The organism is Marinobacter lipolyticus SM19 (assembly GCF_000397065.2).
In the GTDB taxonomy this organism is placed as follows: Bacteria; Pseudomonadota; Gammaproteobacteria; order Pseudomonadales; family Oleiphilaceae; genus Marinobacter; species Marinobacter lipolyticus.
In genome coordinates, this window is record NZ_KE007306.1 from 48,018 (window position 1) to 66,629 (window position 18,612).

An 18,612-nucleotide genomic window follows, 5' to 3' on the forward strand; every position below is an offset into this window, starting at 1 on the left:
CGAATTGAATAAATTCTAACCCGCAGCTAACCTATCGACAAAATGGGATATTTTCATAACCTTATTCGGAATAATCGATTATAGTGGCTCACTTATGAAATACAGTTTCCGGCAGCTGGAAGTTTTCCTCGCCGCTGCGCATTTCCAGAATATTACCCGCGCGGCGGAATCCCTTGCCATGTCGCAATCAGCGGCCAGCAGTGCGCTGAAAGAACTGGAAAACCAGTTCGATATCCAACTCTTCGACCGTGTCGGAAAACGTCTTCAGCTGAATGAACTTGGCCGCCTTTACCGTCCGAAAGTGGAAGCATTGCTTGCCCAGGCGGGCGAGCTTGAGCAGGCATTCAGCAAACATACGGAAGTCGGCGCGCTGAAAGTCGGCGCCACGCTCACCATTGGTAACTATCTGGCCGTCGGGGTGATGGCCCAATACATGAATACCCCTACCCATCCCAGGGTTTCCCTGGAGGTAGCCAATACCCGCACCATCGCCAGGCGTGTCAGTGACTTTGAACTGGATATCGGATTGATAGAAGGGGAACTACAGGCACCTGAACTGGAAGTGATTCCCTGGCGGGAGGACGAGCTGGTGGTATTCTGCTCCCCCGGCCACCCACTCGCGAAGAAAAAGAGCCTGGATGACGACGACCTCCGTAACGCCACCTGGGTCATGCGGGAACAGGGTTCCGGTACACGCCAAAGTTTCGAAAGGGGCGTGCACGGTCTGTTACCGGATCTGAATATCCTGTTGGAGCTGGAGCACACTGAAGCGATCAAACGGGCGGTGGAAGCTGGATTGGGTATCGGCTGCCTGTCACTGGTCTGCCTGTCGGATGCCTTTCGGCGAGGCAGCCTGGTGCCGTTGAAGGTCCCGGAGTATCGACGTTTCGACCGGCAGTTCTACTTTATTCTACACAAGCAGAAATACCGCAGTGCCGGCATCGACGCCTGGATGGAACTGTGCCGGCAATTGTAACCCGGTATCAGGCCATTACCGGCCCACTGTGAAATCGGAACTCCTGGTCCGGCTCTTCGATCAGTTTTTGCTCCAGGGCCAGAAACACACTGACCCGATCATCCACCGGACCATTATTGGCCTGCTCCGCCAGGGTCAGGTAGTCCTGGTAATGGCGGGCTTCAGACTTTAAAAGGCCGGTATAGAAATCGGCCAGCTTCTCATCGAGATGCAGCGCCAGCGCGGCAAAGCGCTCGCAGGAGCGGGCCTCGATAATGGCACCGACAATCAGGACATCCACCAGTCGGCCGGGGTCTTCGGTCCGCACTTCCTGCCTTAATCCTGCGGCATAGCGGGCCGGGCTCAGGTGACCGTATTCCACTCCCCGCCTGTTCATAATAGCCAGCACCTGCTCGAAATGACGCAACTCTTCCCGCGCCAGTCGCGACATCCTGTTCAGCAGATCGGAATTGTCCACGTACCGGTACATCAGACTTAACGCAGTCGACGCGGCTTTTTTCTCACAATGGGCGTGATCAATCAGCATCAGGTCCTGATTGGCCAGGGCGTTCTCAATCCAGCGCTGAGGCGTGCGGCAGGGCAAAAAATCATGAATGTCTTGCAGGGCTTCAATCATGGCAAACATCGGGTCGGAACAACGGGCCGGGGAGTATACACCACATAACAGAGCACTCCGAGCTCTGTCCATCTTAACTTTGTAAGGGGTTTCCTATAGAATGCAGCGCCAGTTTAAAACCTTTTCCGTATAAAACTTCCGCCAGGCAATGATGCCGACCGCGCGGGACATTCCAACTGATGAGGGTCCATATCGTGTTAGAAGCCTATCGTGAACACGTTGCAGAACGTGAAGCTCTGGGTATTCCCCCAAAGCCTCTGAATGCAGAGCAGACCGCCGCACTGGTCGAGCTCCTTAAAAATCCTCCTGCCGGTGAAGAAGAAACTCTCGTTTATCTTCTGGAAAACCGCATTCCGCCAGGTGTCGACGAAGCCGCTTATGTAAAAGCCGCTTTCCTGACTGCCATTGTTAAAGGCGAAGCCAGCTCTCCCCTGCTGGACAAAGAGAAAGCCGTCAAACTGCTGGGTATGATGCAGGGTGGCTACAACATCGCCACTCTGGTTGACCTGCTGGATGATTCCGAACTGGCCGAACTGGCCGGTGAACAGCTCAAGCGCACCCTGCTGATGTTTGACGCGTTCAACGACGTCAAGGAAAAGATGGACGCCGGCAACGCCGTTGCCAAGGCTGTGGTTGAATCCTGGGCCAACGCCGAGTGGTTCACCAACAAGAAGAAGGTTCCCGAGAGCACCAAGATGGTGGTGTTCAAGGTCACTGGCGAAACCAACACTGACGACCTGTCTCCGGCTCCGGATGCCTGGTCCCGCCCGGACATCCCGCTGCACGCCCGCGCTGCCTACAAAATGGAACGCGATGGCCTGAAGCCGGAAGAGCCCGGCGTCACTGGACCGATGAGCCAGATCGACGAAATCAAGGCCAAGGGCCTGCCTGTCGCCTTCGTGGGTGACGTTGTCGGTACCGGCTCCTCACGTAAATCTGCCACCAACTCCGTGCTGTGGTTCTTCGGTGAAGACATCCCGGGTGTACCGAACAAGCGTGCCGGCGGTGTCTGTATCGGTAACAAGGTTGCCCCGATCTTCTTCAACACCATGGAAGACGCGGGCGCTCTGGTATTCGAAGCCCCGGTAGACGATCTGAACATGGGCGACGTCATCGAGATCCGTCCGTACGAAGGCAAGATTCTGAACGAAGCCGGCGAAACCCTCTCCGAGTTCAACTTCAAGTCCGACGTGATCCTGGACGAAGTTCAGGCCGGCGGCCGGATTCCGCTGATCATCGGCCGTGGCCTGACCGCCAAGGCGCGCGCTGCTCTGGGCCTGGGCGCGACTGACATTTTCCGTCTGCCAACAGATCCGGAAGCCGGCACCAAGGGCTTCACCCTGGGCCAGAAGATGGTTGGCAAGGCCTGCGGCCTGGAAGAAGGCAAAGGCGTTCGTCCTGGCACCTACTGCGAGCCACACATGACTACCGTCGGTTCCCAGGACACCACTGGCCCGATGACCCGTGACGAGCTGAAAGACCTGGCGTGTCTGGGCTTCCAGGCCGACCTGGTGATGCAGTCGTTCTGTCACACCGCCGCGTATCCGAAGCCGGTTGACGTTGAAATGCAGCACACCATGCCGGACTTCATCCAGACCCGTGGCGGTGTTGCCCTGCGTCCGGGTGACGGTATCATCCACTCCTGGCTGAACCGCATGCTGCTGCCGGACACCGTCGGTACCGGTGGTGACTCCCACACCCGCTTCCCGATGGGCATCTCCTTCCCGGCCGGTTCCGGCCTGGTGGCGTTTGCTGCTGCTACCGGCGTTATGCCTCTGGATATGCCGGAATCCGTTCTGGTTCGCTTCAAAGGCGAAATGCAGCCGGGTATCACCCTGCGTGACCTGGTACACGCGATTCCGCTGTACGGCATCAAGCAAGGCATGCTGACCGTTGAGAAGAAAGGCAAGATCAACGAATTCTCCGGTCGCATCCTGGAAATCGAAGGCCTTGAGCACCTGACCGTTGAGCAGGCGTTCGAGCTGTCCGACGCCTCCGCCGAGCGTTCCGCAGCCGGTTGTACCATCAACCTGTCTGAAGAGTCTGTGGCCGAGTACCTGCGTTCGAACATCACCATGCTGCGCTGGATGATTGCCGAAGGTTACGGCGATCCGCGTACCCTGGAGCGTCGCGCCAAGCAGATGGAAGAGTGGATTGCCGATCCGAAGCTGATGCGTGCTGACAAAGACGCCGAATACGCTCACGTGGTGGAAATCGATCTGGCCGACATCAAAGAGCCGATCGTATGCTGCCCGAACGACCCGGACGACGCCAAGTTCCTGTCCGAAGTCGCTGGCGACAAGGTGGACGAAGTGTTCATCGGCTCCTGCATGACCAACATCGGTCACTTCCGCGCAGCCGGAAAACTGCTGGAGATGAACAAGGAACCGCTGAAGACCCGCCTGTGGATGTCTCCGCCGACCAAGATGGACCAGGCCCAGTTGATGGAAGAAGGCTACTTCAACACCTACGGCACCGCCGGTGTACGCACCGAGATGCCGGGCTGCTCCCTGTGCATGGGTAACCAGGCACGTGTAGCTGCCAAGTCCACGGTGCTGTCCACCTCCACCCGTAACTTCCCGAACCGTCTGGGCGATGGTGCCAACGTGTACCTGACCTCTGCGGAACTGGCGGCTGTAGGTGCAGTACTCGGCAAACTCCCCTCCCCGGCGGAGTACATGGAGTACGCCAAGGACCTGAACAGCATGTCGAAAGAGATCTACAAGTATCTCAACTTCGACCAGATGGAGAACTACACCAAGAAGGCATCTGAAGCGAACGTTGCTTAAGACCTGACCTTCAAGGTTCAACTCCACAAAAACGCCAGCCCTCGGGCTGGCGTTTTTATTAGTGTTAGATAAACCTGTGTACCCCCGAGCCACCCCAGGCAAAGAAAAGGGCCCCCGAAGGAGCCCCTATCATTACTCTGAGCCTTGTAAGCGCTCTCTTACCGGGTGATGTGCTGATACTCGCCGGCATCTTCTGTTGCAAGACTAACCACCATGATGGCAACCCAGGCAGCGATGAAGCCAGGAATGATCTCGTATACGCCCGGACCACCCATAAATTCGCCATTCCAGCCCAGTGAGATCCAAATGATAACGGTAGCCGCACCGGCAACCATTCCTGCAATAGCGCCTGCGCCGTTAGTGCGCGACCACATCAGTGACAGGATGATCAGCGGGCCGAAGGCTGCACCGAAGCCTGCCCAGGCGTTACTGACCAGCGCCAGAACCTGAGAGTTCGGATCAGATGCAATCACTGCCGCAACCAGACCAACCAGTATGACGCAGACCCGGCCTACATTGACACATTCCTTGTCTCCCGCTTCCTTACGCAGGAACAGGCGATAGAAGTCCTCCGTCAGCGAAGAAGATGACACCAGCAACTGACTGGAGATGGTACTCATAACCGCAGCGAGCAAAGCAGCGTATAGGAAACCAGTGATCAGAGGGTGGAACAGCAAGTCCGACAGGATGATAAAAATGGTTTCAGGGTCCTGGATATCCAGACCGTTGCGGATCGCGTAAGCCCGACCGAACACACCCAGAGAGACAGCGCCAATCAAGGAGATAGTCATCCAGCCCATGCCGATGTTACGGGCAATCGGAACGTCTTTCAGAGTGCGAATAGCCATGAATCGCACAATGATGTGCGGCTGACCGAAATAACCGAGGCCCCAGGTAACTGCTGACAGCCAACCTATAAAGGTTAGTCCCTCTGTCCACGATAGTAGTGTGGGATCGACTTCATTCAGGGTTTGTGACGCCTGGGCAAAGCCGCCGCCGCCTTCGCCAAAGAGCACAACCGCCGGCATAATCACCAGAGCCAGCATCATAATGCAGCCTTGCACGAAGTCCGTCATGCTAACCGCCAGGAAGCCGCCAACCACTGTATAGGCAAGTACCACGCCCAGCGTGATCACGATACCAACGGCATAGTCACTCAGGCCACCGAAATTGAAAATTCCGGAAAACGCACTTTCGAATAGCTTACCACCGGCAACCAGCCCGGACGCAGTGTAAACCGCGAAGAAGATAACGATCACGACAGCGGATACCGTTCTCAACGACAGTGCCTGCGTCGGAAACCGGTTTGCCAAGAAGGACGGAATGGTAATCGCATTGCCATAGTGAACCGTCTGTTCACGAAGGCGTGGCGCTACCAGAGTCCAGTTAAAGAACGCACCCACGAGCAGGCCGATGCCGATCCAGGCCGAACCCAGCCCCGATACAAACAGCGCCCCGGGCAAGCCCAGGAGCAACCAACCGCTCATATCCGAAGCACCAGCCGACAAAGCGGCCACTTTTGGACTGAGGGCTCGCCCACCCAACATATAATCTTCGGATGACGACGTAGCTCTGCGCATGGCATAAACGCCGATGGCGATCATGAGCGCAAAATAAAGAAAGAGACTAATCCAAATACCAATAGCCATGAAACTCCTCCAGTTCAAATGGGACGGAACCCGTTCCGCCCGTGTGGTGCGCTTACCATGTTGATTGCGGTAGTCGCACCCTTTGTTGTTTTATCGCTTTTTCCTGATCCCGTGATAGTGCGCTGCTGTCTTTAACGCCGGCCTCTGAATCTCGATACTTACCTCCGTTTCGTTCGGTTTTTATTATGCTCCACTCTGAGAGCATAGCGCTCTTCAAACCCTTTCGATTCCAAGGGACAGTAGCGACGCATTGCCGCCTACCGCCGTGGTATTAATGGTGCGGGTACGCTCGGTGGCGAACCTCAGCAGGTAATGCGGGCCACCTGCTTTCGGGCCGGTGCCGGAAAGGCCACGCCCGCCGAATGGCTGCACACCAACCACAGCACCGACCTGGTTGCGGTTGATGTAGCAGTTGCCCACCTTTACCCGTTGTTCAATATAGGCCGCCGTGCTTTCACTGCGACTGTGAATGCCCAGCGTCAGGCCGTAACCGGCGCTGTTGATCTCATCGATGACCTCGTCGAGCTTCTCGGCTTTGTAACGCACAACATGAAGGATAGGACCAAAATGCTCAGTCTTCAGCTCATGGATGCCGGAAATGCCGTAGGCCGAAGGGGCAATAAAGTAACCAGCCTGACAGGCAGGGGGAACTGGCGCCCTGGCAATGAATCTGGCACTGCTTTCCAGTTCCTGAAGATGTTGTTGCAGAGCGGACTGTGCCTCTTCATCAATAACCGGGCCGACATCCGTGCTGTAAAGTTCCGGGTTACCAACAGACAATTCCCGCATCGCCCCTGCCAGTAACGTTTCCATTCGCTCTGCCACGTCCTGTTGCAGATACAGCACCCGAAGCGCTGAACACCGTTGGCCGGCACTGGCAAAGGCTGACTGCAGCACATCCTGCACCACCTGCTCAGGCAGTGCGCTGCTGTCCACAATCATGGCATTCTGACCGCCGGTTTCCGCGATCAGGGGTACAATCGGCCCCTCACGCAAGGCCAGAGTACGGTTGAGAATGTGAGCAACCTGGGTAGATCCGGTGAAGGCGATGCCGGCAATCCTGGGGTCCGGGGTCAGTTTGCCGCCAATCGTTCCGCCATCACCGGGTAACAGTTGAATAACATCCGGCGGGAATCCAGCTTCCAGCATCAGCTCCGTTGCCCGGTGGGCCAACAGGCTTGTTTTCTCCGCCGGTTTGGCAATCACAGTATTACCAGCAACCAGCGCCGCCATGATTTGGCCCGTGAATATGGCCAGAGGAAAATTCCAGGGGCTGATACAGAGAAACACGCCCCGCCCCTCCATATACAGTTCATTGCTCTCACCGGTCGGCCCTGGCAGAGCGATGGCTTTGCCAAATCGGGCGCGCCCCTGGATGGCGTAATAGCGACAGAAGTCTACAGCTTCACGAACTTCGTCAATGCCATCCTGCATGGTTTTACCCGCTTCACGGCAACAGATAGCCATGAGCTCTTCCATGTGGGCTTCCATCAGATCGGCGTACTTTTCGAGGCAGCGTGCGCGATCCTCTACCGGGCGTTCGCTCCACTTCCGGAAGCCTGATGCAGCAACCTCCACAGCTTCTGCTGCATGAGATTCATTGGCCCACACCACATACCCTACGGACTGAGTCTGATCGTAAGGCGACCGAACTTCCGAGCGTTCTCCATCCCGACGGCGAGTACCGTTGATAACCGGACCGGCGTCCCAACTGGTGTTACGCCACTCCGCCAGATGACTCATCAGTGGATTCAGGTGGGCGGCGATGTGAATGTTCAGTCCTTTTGAATTCCTGCGCTCTCCACCGTAGATTTCCGTCGGCAAGGGGATGCGATCGTTTGGCAGCGAATCGTACTTCTGTAGCTCCTGAACCGGGTCCTGCACCAGGGCTTCGATCGGTGTAGCGGCATCCACCAGGCGATGTACGAACGATGAGTTGGCACCATTTTCCAGTAAGCGGCGCACCAGATAGGGCAGCAGGTCCTTGTGGGCACCGACGGGGGCATAGATACGAACCGGAATGTCATGCTTCTGGAGAATGCCGTTGTAAAGGGCGTCCCCCATGCCATGCAGGCGCTGGAACTCGATTTTCCGCCCTTTGTTCTTTGACATTGCCAATACCGAAGCCACGGTATGGGCATTGTGACTGGCCAGTTGGGGGTACAGGGCACCGTCGGTGTAATCGCTCAAAAGATAGCGAAGGCACGCCAGATAGGATGTGTCCGTGGCTTCCTTACGGGTAAAAACCGGATAGCTGTCGAGGCCCAGCTGTTGGCAGATCTTGATCTCGGTGTCCCAGTAAGCACCCTTGACCAGTCGAATCGGAATTTCGTCACCCTGCTCTTTTGCCAGCCTGGTCAGCCAACACAGCACAGGCAATGCACGTTTGGAGTAGGCCTGAATAACCAGACCAAACCCACCCCAACCTTTTGTAATCCTTGATGTATATACTTTCTCGAACAGCTTGAGGGAGAGCTCAAGTCGATCCATCTCTTCTGCATCGATGGTGATGGACACTCCCTTTTCCCGCGCCACTTCCAACAATCCACCAACGGTTTGCGCCAACTCCTTGAGGACCCTTTCTTCCTGGGCCACTTCATAACGTGGATGCAATGCAGACAACTTGATGGAAATGGACGGCGCCGGTGCCCCGTCCCGGGGATAGGTATCGTTGCCTACAGACTCAATGGCACGCAGGTAATCCTGCAAATAGCGCTCAGCATCCGCCTTGGTCAAGGCTGCTTCGCCAAGCATGTCGAAGGAGTAGGTATAGCCCATGTCACGATATTCACAGGCATTCTTCAGGGCTTCGTCAATATCCCGCCCCAACACGAATTGCTTCCCCATAATTGCCATGGCGCGGTACATGGCACTGCGGATGACAGGTTCGCCGCTACGTTTGACCAGCCGCTTCCAGATGCTGGAAGGGGATCCATCCAGGCGCTTGTCCATCTTGACCACATGCCCGGTGAGCAGTAACCCCCAGGTGGAGGCATTGACCAGTGTGGATTCACTGCGACCGACATGTTTCTGCCAGTCAGCCACTGACATTTTGTCTTCAATCAGAGCGTCCGCAGTGTACTTGTCAGGGATTCGCATCAGGGCTTCAGCCAGACACATCAACAGGATGCCTTCCTCAGTGTCCAGGCTGTATTCCTGTAGCAACGCATCCACCATATGGACGGCGTCATCCTGATCACGCACCTGTTTGATGAGTGCAGTGGCCGTTTCGGTAACCGCACGTTGTTCAGCGGCATCACTCTGGGCCAGGGGGATTAACTCGTTCAGGTAGCAGGTTTCATCAACCGCATAGTTTCCGGTAATGCCCTCCCAGAAACAGGATCGCGACTGCTCCTGGAATGCCGGCTCAAGAACCTTGCTTGCACTGAACATAGGCATACCCCTTACAGATTCCGGAACGGTCCTCCGGTATCCCACATGATGTTTTCAGGTCTGGAAGCGGCTCCTTGATTCCGGCAGCGCCCTGACGATAGTCAACTCATCGTGTAAGTTAGTATTACTACGGATCTCAGGCTTACAAAATCCTACGATTCTTTTGTAAATTCGTCCGAAACTGCTGATTTTTAGTAAAATCAGGCGACTTTTTCACCTAATCGTAACTTGGTGGGAGTAGTGCCCTTATATTTTCTCAGCGCATTGGTCAGGGCACCCTGGGATGAAAATCCGGTCCGGTAACTGATTTCAGACACCGAAAGTCCGGAGGAAAGGAGTAGCTGCGCCGCCTGATCAAGACGGGTCTGCAACAGGAATTGGTGAGGGGTAATCCCGGTCACTTCCCGGAACATTTCATGGAACCTGCTGACACTCAGGCATGCCACGCCCGCCAGGTCGGTGACCGTTATCTTGCGATGCAGATTTTCCATGATATAGCGGCGGATGGTGTCCGGCCGGATAGTATGACGATTAGCCTTTACCGGCCGCCCATCGTTCAGTCGTTCCGCCATGCAATGCAGGATACTGGCCGCCAGATGCTGCTTGAGACCTTCGTTTTCCGGCGCCCGGTCAAACTCACCTGCGGTGAACTGGACCAGCCCTTGCAGTTTATTGTCCATATCCAGGGTTCTTGGTCGTTCAAACAGGGGCGCCAGCCGCTCGTATTCTGCGTGAGCGGGGGTGTTTATGGCGGGCATGTAAGGGTCAAGATTGATGACCAGAACATGGTTCTGGTTATCACCGCAATAGTCGTGACGGGCTTCCGTGGGCACCAGGCAAGCTCGCCAGGTATCCAGGTGGGAACCGGTGCCGTCCACGCTCAGGTCTGCCTCTCCCCTCACACCCACGACGATCTGATGATGCTCATGGCGATGCTGGTGTGACGCTATGGGGAGTTTCAACAAGCGTGCGTTTAACATACCCGGTTTCCGGACTTCTTTTGAGAATGTAACTCAATTAAAGCAGATCAGGTCAAAACTTGCACGAAATTGACCGAAACGTCGATATTACACCGACAACGGAGCCATCAGGATGCCTCTGCCACCATTGCCGTAATACGACTTACAACGTCCTCAGTGACCACCTCCAATGGTCTGGCGGCATCCACGATCTGATAGCGCTCCGGGTCCGCCGAGGCACGCTGGAGATAAGTCGCGCGGATGCGCTCAAAAAAGGCGAGGGCCTCCTGTTCAAAACGATCCAGGTCGCCGCGGTGGCGGGCACGGGTCATTCCGGTTTCGACCGGCGCATCCAGCAGGATCACCCGATCCGGTCGGACATCCCCCTGAACCAAATCTTCCAGTAACGCGATGCGTTCGGCCGGCACGCCACGACCACCGCCCTGATAGGCGAATGTGGCATCGGTAAAGCGGTCACACAGCACCCACCGCCCTGCCTTCAGCTCTGGCAGGATACGGGTGTGCAGGTGTTGGGCGCGAGCTGCAAACATCAGCAGGAGTTCTGTGGTGTCGTTAACCGCCTCTTCCCGTGGCGCCAGCAATAACTCCCGTATGGCCTCGGCCATCGGTGTACCGCCGGGCTCCCGGGTGACAATAAATTCCACCCCAAGCGCAGTCAGCGTGTTCGCCGCGATCTGCAACTGGGTCGATTTTCCCACACCCTCGGTGCCCTCAAATGTGATGAATCGGCCACGCTGAGTCATGGGGTCTCCTCATTAACGGCGGGAGCCGGAGAGGATCGGTAATCCGAACGGCGATTGAGCTGGAATTCCCTGACCGCCTTCTGGTGCTCGCTCAAGGTCCTGGAAAACTTGTGGGTGCCATCGCCCCGGGCAACAAAGTAAAGCGACTCCCCCTCTTCGGGGTTCAATGCCGCGTGTATCGCTTCCCTGCCCGGCAGCGCAATGGGGGTAGGCGGCAATCCGCCAATTCGGTATGTATTGTAGGGCGTATGACGCTGTAGATCCTTACGGGTAATACGACCTGCATAGCGCTCGCCCATGCCGTAGATCACGGTGGGGTCCGTCTGTAACCGCATGCCTTTCTGCAACCGTCGCACAAAGACTCCGGCCACCTCGCCCCGTTCCCCGGGAGCCCCGGTCTCTCTCTCGACAATGGACGCCATGATCAGGGCCTCGTAGGGGGTATCGTACGGCAGGTTTTCTGCGCGCCCCTCCCATTCCTCTGCGAGGACTTGCTCCATACGTTCGAAAGATCGGCGCAGGAGATCCAGATCGGTCTCACCGCGGGTGAACGCGTAGGTGTCCGGGAAGAAGCGACCTTCGGGATGCTCCCCTTCAGCCCCGACAGCTTTCATGATGTCGTCATCACTCCAGTCAGCGGTTTCGCTCACGAGGTGTTCGCTGTTTGCCAATGCCTGTCGCATGTCGCGGAATGTCCAGCCTTCTATAAACTGGATCGACCATTGCTTGGTATCACCGGCCACCATTTTCGACAGAATGTCGCGGGGACTCATTCCCGTGGTGATCTCATACTCCCCCGCCTTCACCTGGATTGCCTCCGGATTAAGGCGGCCATGCAGTCGCATCCACAGTGAATCTGCCAGAAATCCCTCGGCTTCCAGTTTCCGGGCAACCTGGCCAAAACTGGTACCCAAAGGCACATTGAACAGCACCGGCTCATCGAGTGTCACCGGGATATCCAGGGTTTTCATTCCCTGCCACACCCAAAGCGCACCGCCAGAACCGGCCAGGATCAGGATACAAACAACGGCTATCAGTAACTTCCGGAGCAAACTAGATTTCCACTAAATCAAGAGGGTTGAAGATTGTCGCAAGAGCGTCATTAACAGGCAAATCCAGATCATCAAATTTGCGGACCGGCACTATACCCATCACGCTGTTCATCAGATAGAGGCCCTGGCAACCGGCGTCACGGAGCATCGACAGAGGGATCGTTGTATATTCTACTGCTTCCCCCTGATGTACCAGGTAATCCATCACATGGCCAAGCATCACGCCCGCAACTGCCAGTTGCTCACGAGGCGGTGTTACCCAGCGATCGGAAAGTTTCATCAACACGTTGGTGCGTGTGCCCTCAACCAGTCGGCCATCGGCGCCACACATCACCAGCTCATACAACTCATCGGTCAGCTCACGACTCGCCATAACCTGCTCCAGCCGATTGAGCGTCTTGATACCGGCGAGGCGCGGATTTACCGTTAGCGGGAAATCCGACAGACCTGCCGCAACGCCTTCTGGACCGGGGAGCGGCGGCATGGCAGTGGCGGAAACAATCAGGTTCGGCACTCCTTCGGCCGCGGGCCGGTAGCCACGACCACCACTTCCACGAGTGAGTACCAACTTGAGAACCCAGCTGCCGGAGCTGAAAGTGCCGCCATGAGTTGCAACGGCAATGCGTACAGCGTCACGCAACTCAGCTTCCGTGACAACAATACCCAGCACCGCCGCGTCGGCCTCCATTCGCTGAAGGTGGCGGGACAGCAGGACCGCCCCGTCACCTTCCATGCGAATGGTTTCAAACAGCCCGTCACCATAAGACAGGCCACGGTCAGTTGCCGAAACGCACTCAGCGCTTGAAGAAATCACATTCACCAAACGGCTTAATCCTCGAAACGGCGGAAAATCAATGTGCCGTTGGTGCCACCAAAACCGAAGGAGTTGGACAGGGCAACACGAACATCCGCTTTCCGACTTTTATTGGCCACAAAGTCCAGATCACAACCTTCGTCCGGGTTGTCCAGATTAATCGTGGGCGGCAATACGCCATCGCGAATCGCCAAAACAGAGAAGATTGCCTCAACTGCACCGGCAGCCCCCAGCAAATGCCCAGTCATGGACTTGGTACTGCTCATGGACAGATTACTGGCGTGATCGGCAAACACACTCTTTACCGCAGCGACTTCTGCCACATCCCCCACCTGGGTCGAGGTACCATGGGCATTGATGTAACCGATCTCGGAAGGCTCGATGCCGGCATCCCGAATGGCATTCTTCATGGAACGCGCTGCACCTTCGCCGGACGCAGGCGGAGCGGTGATGTGATGGGCATCATCACTCATGCCAAACCCGATCACTTCACCGTAAATCGTGGCACCACGGCGCTGAGCATGTTCCAGATCTTCCAGCACCAGCACCCCGGCACCGTCACTCAGCACAAATCCGTCCCGCTCCTTGTCCCAGGGGCGACTCGCCCTTTCCGGCTCGTCATTGCGGGTAGACAGTGCCCGGGCGGCAGAAAAAGCCGCAACACCGGTGCGCGTAGTGGCCATTTCGGAGCCACCGGCCAGCATCACGTCAGCATCACCGTAGGCAATCGTCCGTGCGGCGTACCCGATATTGTGGGTACCGGTCGTACAGGCTGTGGTGATTGCAATGTTGGGACCGCGATAGCCAAAGCGAATCGCCACATTCCCTGAGATCATATTGATAACAGAAGCGGGCACAAAGAACGGCGACACCTTGCGCGGACCGGACTTATCCATGGCCAGCACACTTTTCTCGATGAACTCCAGCCCTCCGATACCCGAGCCGATGGCAACGCCGACACGCTCACTGTCCAGATCGGCGTATTGCTCAAGGCCGCTTGCCTCAACAGCCTGTTGAGCAGCAATCAGACCATAATGGATAAAAGCGTCCAGCTTACGGGCATCCTTGGCGGACAGGTAGGGTTCGATGTCCAGATCCTTGATGGCACCGCCTATCCGGGTGTTGTAGCCGGAAGCATCAAAGCGATCAATCGTCCCTATTCCGCTCCGTCCCGCCTGGATTCCTTCCCACGAGGACTCGACACTGTTGCCCAATGGCGACAACATGCCCATGCCTGTAATCACAACACGTCGTTTAGTCATAACCCCTTTCACCTGAATTGAACCGTGTGAAACCGAAATCCGAATTTCAGCCAATAAAAAAGCCGTCCTTAGATTTTACACTAGGACGGCTTCTGGCCTGGCTTAAAAAACGTGCAGAGTATCAGGTGTGCGCGACAATGTAGTCGATCGCGTCCTGAACACTTGCCAGCTTTTCGGCCTCTTCATCAGGAATCTCGGTTTCAAACTCCTCTTCCAGGGCCATAACCAGCTCAACAGTGTCCAGTGAGTCAGCGCCAAGATCCTCTACAAAAGAAGATGAGTTCTGAACCTCGGACTCTTTAACGCCCAACTGTTCACAAACGATCTTCTTCACGCGCTCTTCAACTGTACTCATAATGTCCTCACTTTTGTGTCAACCAAGCAACTTAAGTGCTGCCAGTTTAGTTTAAACCCTACCTGCAAACAAGCAGGGATTCTGTCAAACATGTTGTGCGACAATGAGTTGCGCACACACCCTGAAAAGGGCTTATCCCATGTACATGCCGCCGTTTACGTGAATGGTCTCACCCGTCACGTAACCGGCCGGTTCCGAAGCCAGGAAAGCAACGACTGCCGCCACTTCTTCCGGCTCACCCAGACGACCCGCGGGTATGACTTCCAGCATAGCCTCACGTTGCTTATCGTCCAGTTTTCGAGTCATATCCGTGTCGATAAATCCGGGCGCCACGCAGTTAGCAGTAATGCCACGATTCGACATTTCTTTGGCCAGGCTCCGGGTAAAGCCTTCCACGCCTGCTTTTGCGGCGCAATAATTGCCTTGCCCGGGATTGCCCATACCCGCCACCACGGAGCTGATATTAATGATCCGGCCCCAACGAGCTTTTGCCATGCCCCGTAGCACCGCTTTGCTGGTGCGATAGACGCTGGACAGGTTGGTTTCAAGCACTGACGTCCAGTCATCATCTTTCAGGCGCATCAGGAGGTTATCACGAGTGATGCCGGCGTTGTTGACCAGGATCACCGGGGCGCCGGATTTCTCCGTCATCGCCTTCAGACCTGCCTCAATGCTTTCAGGATCGGCCACGTTCATCACGATGCCGTAGCCCTTCAGACCCGCTTCTTTCAATGCGGCAGAAATGGACTCTGCACCATCGGCAGTGGTGGCGGTGCCAACAACTTCTGCACCTTGTTCTGCCAGTGCCCGCGCAATGGCTTTACCAATACCGCGGGTTGCACCGGTAACCAGTGCGGTTTTGCCTTCAAGAGACATGTAACGCTCCCTATGTCCAGGACAGCTCAAGACTGTTTGTTCAGGACTATTCAAGATAGTTCAGGACTGTCCGAATGCATCCATTGCTTTCGCGAGGGCATCCGGCTCTTCAATTCCAACGACCGACAGATTGCGATCGATACGCTTGATCAGGCCGGCAAGAACCTTTCCAGAGCCACACTCAACGGCGACCTGTACGTCACTGGCAACCAGGGCGCGCACGGAATCGGTCCAGAGTACGGGTGAATACAACTGTTTGACCAGGTTGGTCTTCAGTGTATCGGAATCTGTCTCCGCCGAAGCGTTAACATTCTGTATAACGGGGATGACAGCATCATTAAAGCTGACTTCATCCAGCGCAGTTGCCAACTCCTCGGATGCACCCTTCATCAGTGCGCAGTGAGAAGGCACACTAACCGGTAGCGGCATGGCCTTACGGGCTCCCTTCGCTTTACACGCTTCAATGGCGCGCTCCACTGCTACCGCAGAACCGGCAATAACCACCTGTCCCGGAGCGTTGAAGTTAACAGCGGATACCACATCACCGTTGGCCGCCTCTTCACACGCGGCAACCACGTCAGCATCCTCAAGCCCGAGAATAGCCGCCATTTTGCCCTCACCGGCGGGGACAGCATTCTGCATCAACTCACCACGCAGGCGTACCAGCTCGATAGCATCCAGAAAGTCCAGGCTTTCCGCAGCCACCAACGCACTGTACTCACCCAGGCTGTGACCTGCCAGGAAGTCAGGCCTTTTGCCTCCAGCGACAAACCACTGCCGCCACAGTGCGACACTTGCAGCCAGCAGCGCGGGTTGGGTTACCGTGGTTTGGTTTAGCTCTTCAGCGGGACCTTTCTGGCACAAGTGCCACAGGTCATAACCAAGATGTTGAGACGCTTCGGAGAAGGTCTGCTCGATAATGGGCCAGTGCTCAGCAGCTGTCGCCAGCATGCCTACTGACTGAGACCCTTGTCCGGGAAAAATAAAGGCTGATTTCATAATTGGAATCTTACCGTCATTGGAGGGTTGCGGGAGATTAGCCAATAGTACAATTTAAGGCATGATCGGACCAATGTACCGGTTCCGAGGGGCAGACTTTAGTCTCAGGCAGGTCAGATCATCAGATCATCAAGGCGCTCATTGATCCGTTGAGGCACTTCCAGCTCAACTTCCTTGACGGCCTGACGAATAGCCGAGAGCATGGCACGCTCATTGGCATTGCCATGACTTTTGATCACCACACCCTGCAATCCAAGCAAGCTGGCGCCATTGTGCCGAGAGGGATCCATCAACCGCAGCAGCCGACCAATAATCGGACGCGCCAACAAACCCACAAACCGTCCATACAGGGTTCGGGTAAAGGTCTGTTCCATCAACTCAATCAGCAGGCCTGCCACACCCTCTCCGGTTTTGAGGGCAATATTCCCGACAAAGCCATCGCAAACCACGACGTCAGCAACATCACGGAACAGATCACTGCCTTCCACGTACCCGATATAATTAATGGTATCGCACTGGGCCAGCATGTGAGAGGCAAGGCGTACCTGCTCATTACCCTTGATCTCTTCCTCACCCACGTTAAGTAACGCCACCCGGGGTTCCGGCTGAGCACATATCGCGGATGCCATCAACGACCCCATCAAGGCGTATTGATACAGATTTTCCGCAGTGGAATCGACATTGGCGCCCAGGTCCAGAACATGGCACCGGCCGCGAAGGGAGGGAATAAGCTTGGAAATCGCCGGGCGCTCAATACCCGGGTACATACGGATAATGGATCGACCAAACGCCATCAGGGCGCCAGTGTTACCCGCACTGACACAACCCTGGGCCTCGCCGTCGCGCACCAGACCGAGCGCCACCGCCATGGAGGAATTGCGTTTGTGCCTGAGCGCGTGAGACGGGCGCTCGTTCATCCGAACCACATCCGCCGCCTCGACGATGCGAATCCGGGAGTGCCCCGGATCCAAAAAAGCCTCGAGCTCGCTCCGGATACCAACCAGAACAAGACTCAAGGCTTCATTTTCGCGCACCGCATCCAGTGCCGCGGAGGCTACCACCGCAGCTCCGCGATCGCCGCTCATCGCATCAATCGCAATGGTGACAGACGTCACCCTCTTTGCATCCGGCACTGGATTACGGCCTGCTTGCAACGATTTACTCGTCGCGCGCTTCGATTACCTGCTTACCACGGTAAAAGCCATCCGGAGACACGTGATGACGACGATGAACTTCGCCAGTGGTGGTGTCAGTGGACAGAGTTGCGGCGCTCAGGGCGTCGTGTGAACGGCGCATGCCACGCTTTGAGCGGGTCTTTCGATTTTTCTGTACAGCCATGATTATGCTCCTGACCTGTTAACGTGAACTAAAACAGTAACGTGAGTTCGTTAGTATCGCGCCGGTTTCCCGCAGGACTCCGCGCCCGGTTAATGCTTCTTCGTCTTGAGATCCGCCAATACACTGAACGGGTTCTCACCTGATGATTTCTCCGGACCAGCCGGCTCCCCATCAGGTTCGTATGCTTCCAGATCTTCCCGCGCCGGACAGTCGTTCCGGTCGTGAAGCGGGAATGGCGGCAGCACCAGCAGCAGTTCGTCTTCGCACATGGACCAGAGGTCCGCGCTGAAATCGTCCGTCAGGAACGGCTCCAGTTCCTTCGGTAACTGCTGCGCCTGTTCATCACTGGTAACGAGCCCCAGCGTAAATTCTGAATCCAGTGTCTGCAGCATGGCATTCATACAACGCTGACATTCCAGATCGACCGGCGCCTGCAACTTTCCCGACACGATGCGACGACGCTGGCTGTCCATGGAGAATGACAGACGAACCCGGCACACCGCTCCCTCGTCAAAACCCTTTATCGCTTCCCCGAAACGTGACAATCCAGCCAGAGGAATCTCTCCCTCCAACAGACTGTTCTGCTCCGCCAACCGATAGGGATCGACAGATCTGGGTAACTCGGCGTTTGACGCTTTTGACATAGGCGCGCAATTTTAGGGACCTGACCGGCCGCTGTCAAAGACTTCATTGCCTTTTAAGCAACGGTTCCGGTATGAATAGGTGTATTCTACGACAAATTCCGGTATGGCCGGCAAAAAACAGGCAAC

At 56.1% G+C, this 18,612-nt stretch carries 16 protein-coding genes; 2 read left to right on the top strand and 14 right to left on the bottom strand.

The features are described from left to right. Positions 1–94: 94 nt before the first annotated feature. On the top strand, positions 95–976 hold the full coding sequence (locus tag MARLIPOL_RS00205; RefSeq protein WP_012136023.1) for a LysR family transcriptional regulator: 882 nt from the start codon (positions 95–97) through the stop codon (positions 974–976). A 7-nt stretch (positions 977–983) separates the two neighbouring features. On the opposite strand, the gene miaE is transcribed toward MARLIPOL_RS00205, so the two are convergent. Then, complete coding sequence (gene miaE / locus MARLIPOL_RS00210) at positions 984–1,592, bottom strand: tRNA-(ms[2]io[6]A)-hydroxylase (protein WP_036190446.1); 609 nt, start codon at positions 1,590–1,592, stop codon at positions 984–986. 194 nt (positions 1,593–1,786) lie between these two features. On the opposite strand from miaE, the gene MARLIPOL_RS00215 reads away from it, so the two are divergent. Beyond that, entirely contained in the window at positions 1,787–4,381 is a 2,595-nt protein-coding gene (locus tag MARLIPOL_RS00215) for a bifunctional aconitate hydratase 2/2-methylisocitrate dehydratase (protein ID WP_012136025.1), read from the top strand. A 158-nt stretch (positions 4,382–4,539) separates the two neighbouring features. On the opposite strand, the gene putP is transcribed toward MARLIPOL_RS00215, so the two are convergent. From putP to MARLIPOL_RS00280, 13 genes are all read right to left on the bottom strand, one after another. Further along, positions 4,540–6,030 carry a sodium/proline symporter PutP gene (gene putP / locus MARLIPOL_RS00220; RefSeq protein WP_012136026.1) on the bottom strand — a complete coding sequence of 497 codons (1,491 nt, stop codon included), beginning with the start codon at positions 6,028–6,030 and terminating at the stop codon, positions 4,540–4,542. A 213-nt stretch (positions 6,031–6,243) separates the two neighbouring features. Then, positions 6,244–9,423 carry a bifunctional proline dehydrogenase/L-glutamate gamma-semialdehyde dehydrogenase PutA gene (gene putA / locus MARLIPOL_RS00225; protein WP_012136027.1) on the bottom strand — a complete coding sequence of 1,060 codons (3,180 nt, stop codon included), beginning with the start codon at positions 9,421–9,423 and terminating at the stop codon, positions 6,244–6,246. A 200-nt stretch (positions 9,424–9,623) separates the two neighbouring features. Then, positions 9,624–10,403 carry a helix-turn-helix transcriptional regulator gene (locus MARLIPOL_RS00230; protein WP_012136028.1) on the bottom strand — a complete coding sequence of 260 codons (780 nt, stop codon included), beginning with the start codon at positions 10,401–10,403 and terminating at the stop codon, positions 9,624–9,626. Positions 10,404–10,510: 107 nt separating this feature from the next. Continuing rightward, entirely contained in the window at positions 10,511–11,146 is a 636-nt protein-coding gene (gene tmk / locus MARLIPOL_RS00235) for a dTMP kinase (protein WP_012136029.1), read from the bottom strand. Beyond that, positions 11,143–12,198, bottom strand: a complete 1,056-nt coding sequence (mltG, locus tag MARLIPOL_RS00240; protein WP_012136030.1) for an endolytic transglycosylase MltG — start codon at positions 12,196–12,198, stop codon at positions 11,143–11,145. Before mltG ends, tmk begins: the two co-directional genes overlap by 4 nt. Position 12,199: 1 nt before the next feature. Then, positions 12,200–13,018: an aminodeoxychorismate lyase gene (gene pabC / locus MARLIPOL_RS00245; RefSeq protein ID WP_323807367.1), complete on the bottom strand. Its 819-nt coding sequence runs from the start codon at positions 13,016–13,018 to the stop codon at positions 12,200–12,202. Between the two features lie 8 nt (positions 13,019–13,026). Next, the gene (gene fabF / locus MARLIPOL_RS00250) at positions 13,027–14,274 is read right to left on the bottom strand and encodes a beta-ketoacyl-ACP synthase II (protein ID WP_012136032.1); all 1,248 of its coding nucleotides are present in this window, start codon (positions 14,272–14,274) and stop codon (positions 13,027–13,029) included. 121 nt (positions 14,275–14,395) lie between these two features. Next, positions 14,396–14,629, bottom strand: a complete 234-nt coding sequence (gene acpP, locus MARLIPOL_RS00255) for an acyl carrier protein (protein ID WP_012136033.1) — start codon at positions 14,627–14,629, stop codon at positions 14,396–14,398. Positions 14,630–14,761: 132 nt separating this feature from the next. Beyond that, the gene (fabG, locus tag MARLIPOL_RS00260; RefSeq protein ID WP_012136034.1) at positions 14,762–15,505 is read right to left on the bottom strand and encodes a 3-oxoacyl-ACP reductase FabG; all 744 of its coding nucleotides are present in this window, start codon (positions 15,503–15,505) and stop codon (positions 14,762–14,764) included. Between the two features lie 60 nt (positions 15,506–15,565). Next, positions 15,566–16,504, bottom strand: coding sequence for an ACP S-malonyltransferase (gene fabD / locus MARLIPOL_RS00265; protein WP_036190216.1), 939 nt, complete (start codon positions 16,502–16,504; stop codon positions 15,566–15,568). 113 nt (positions 16,505–16,617) lie between these two features. After that, on the bottom strand, positions 16,618–17,619 hold the full coding sequence (gene plsX, locus MARLIPOL_RS00270; RefSeq protein WP_012136036.1) for a phosphate acyltransferase PlsX: 1,002 nt from the start codon (positions 17,617–17,619) through the stop codon (positions 16,618–16,620). 43 nt (positions 17,620–17,662) lie between these two features. Continuing rightward, the gene (gene rpmF, locus MARLIPOL_RS00275; protein ID WP_012136037.1) at positions 17,663–17,842 is read right to left on the bottom strand and encodes a 50S ribosomal protein L32; all 180 of its coding nucleotides are present in this window, start codon (positions 17,840–17,842) and stop codon (positions 17,663–17,665) included. Positions 17,843–17,931: 89 nt separating this feature from the next. Further along, positions 17,932–18,486 (bottom strand): YceD family protein, encoded by a 555-nt coding sequence (locus tag MARLIPOL_RS00280; protein WP_012136038.1) that lies wholly within the window; start codon positions 18,484–18,486, stop codon positions 17,932–17,934. Positions 18,487–18,612: the final 126 nt, after the last annotated feature.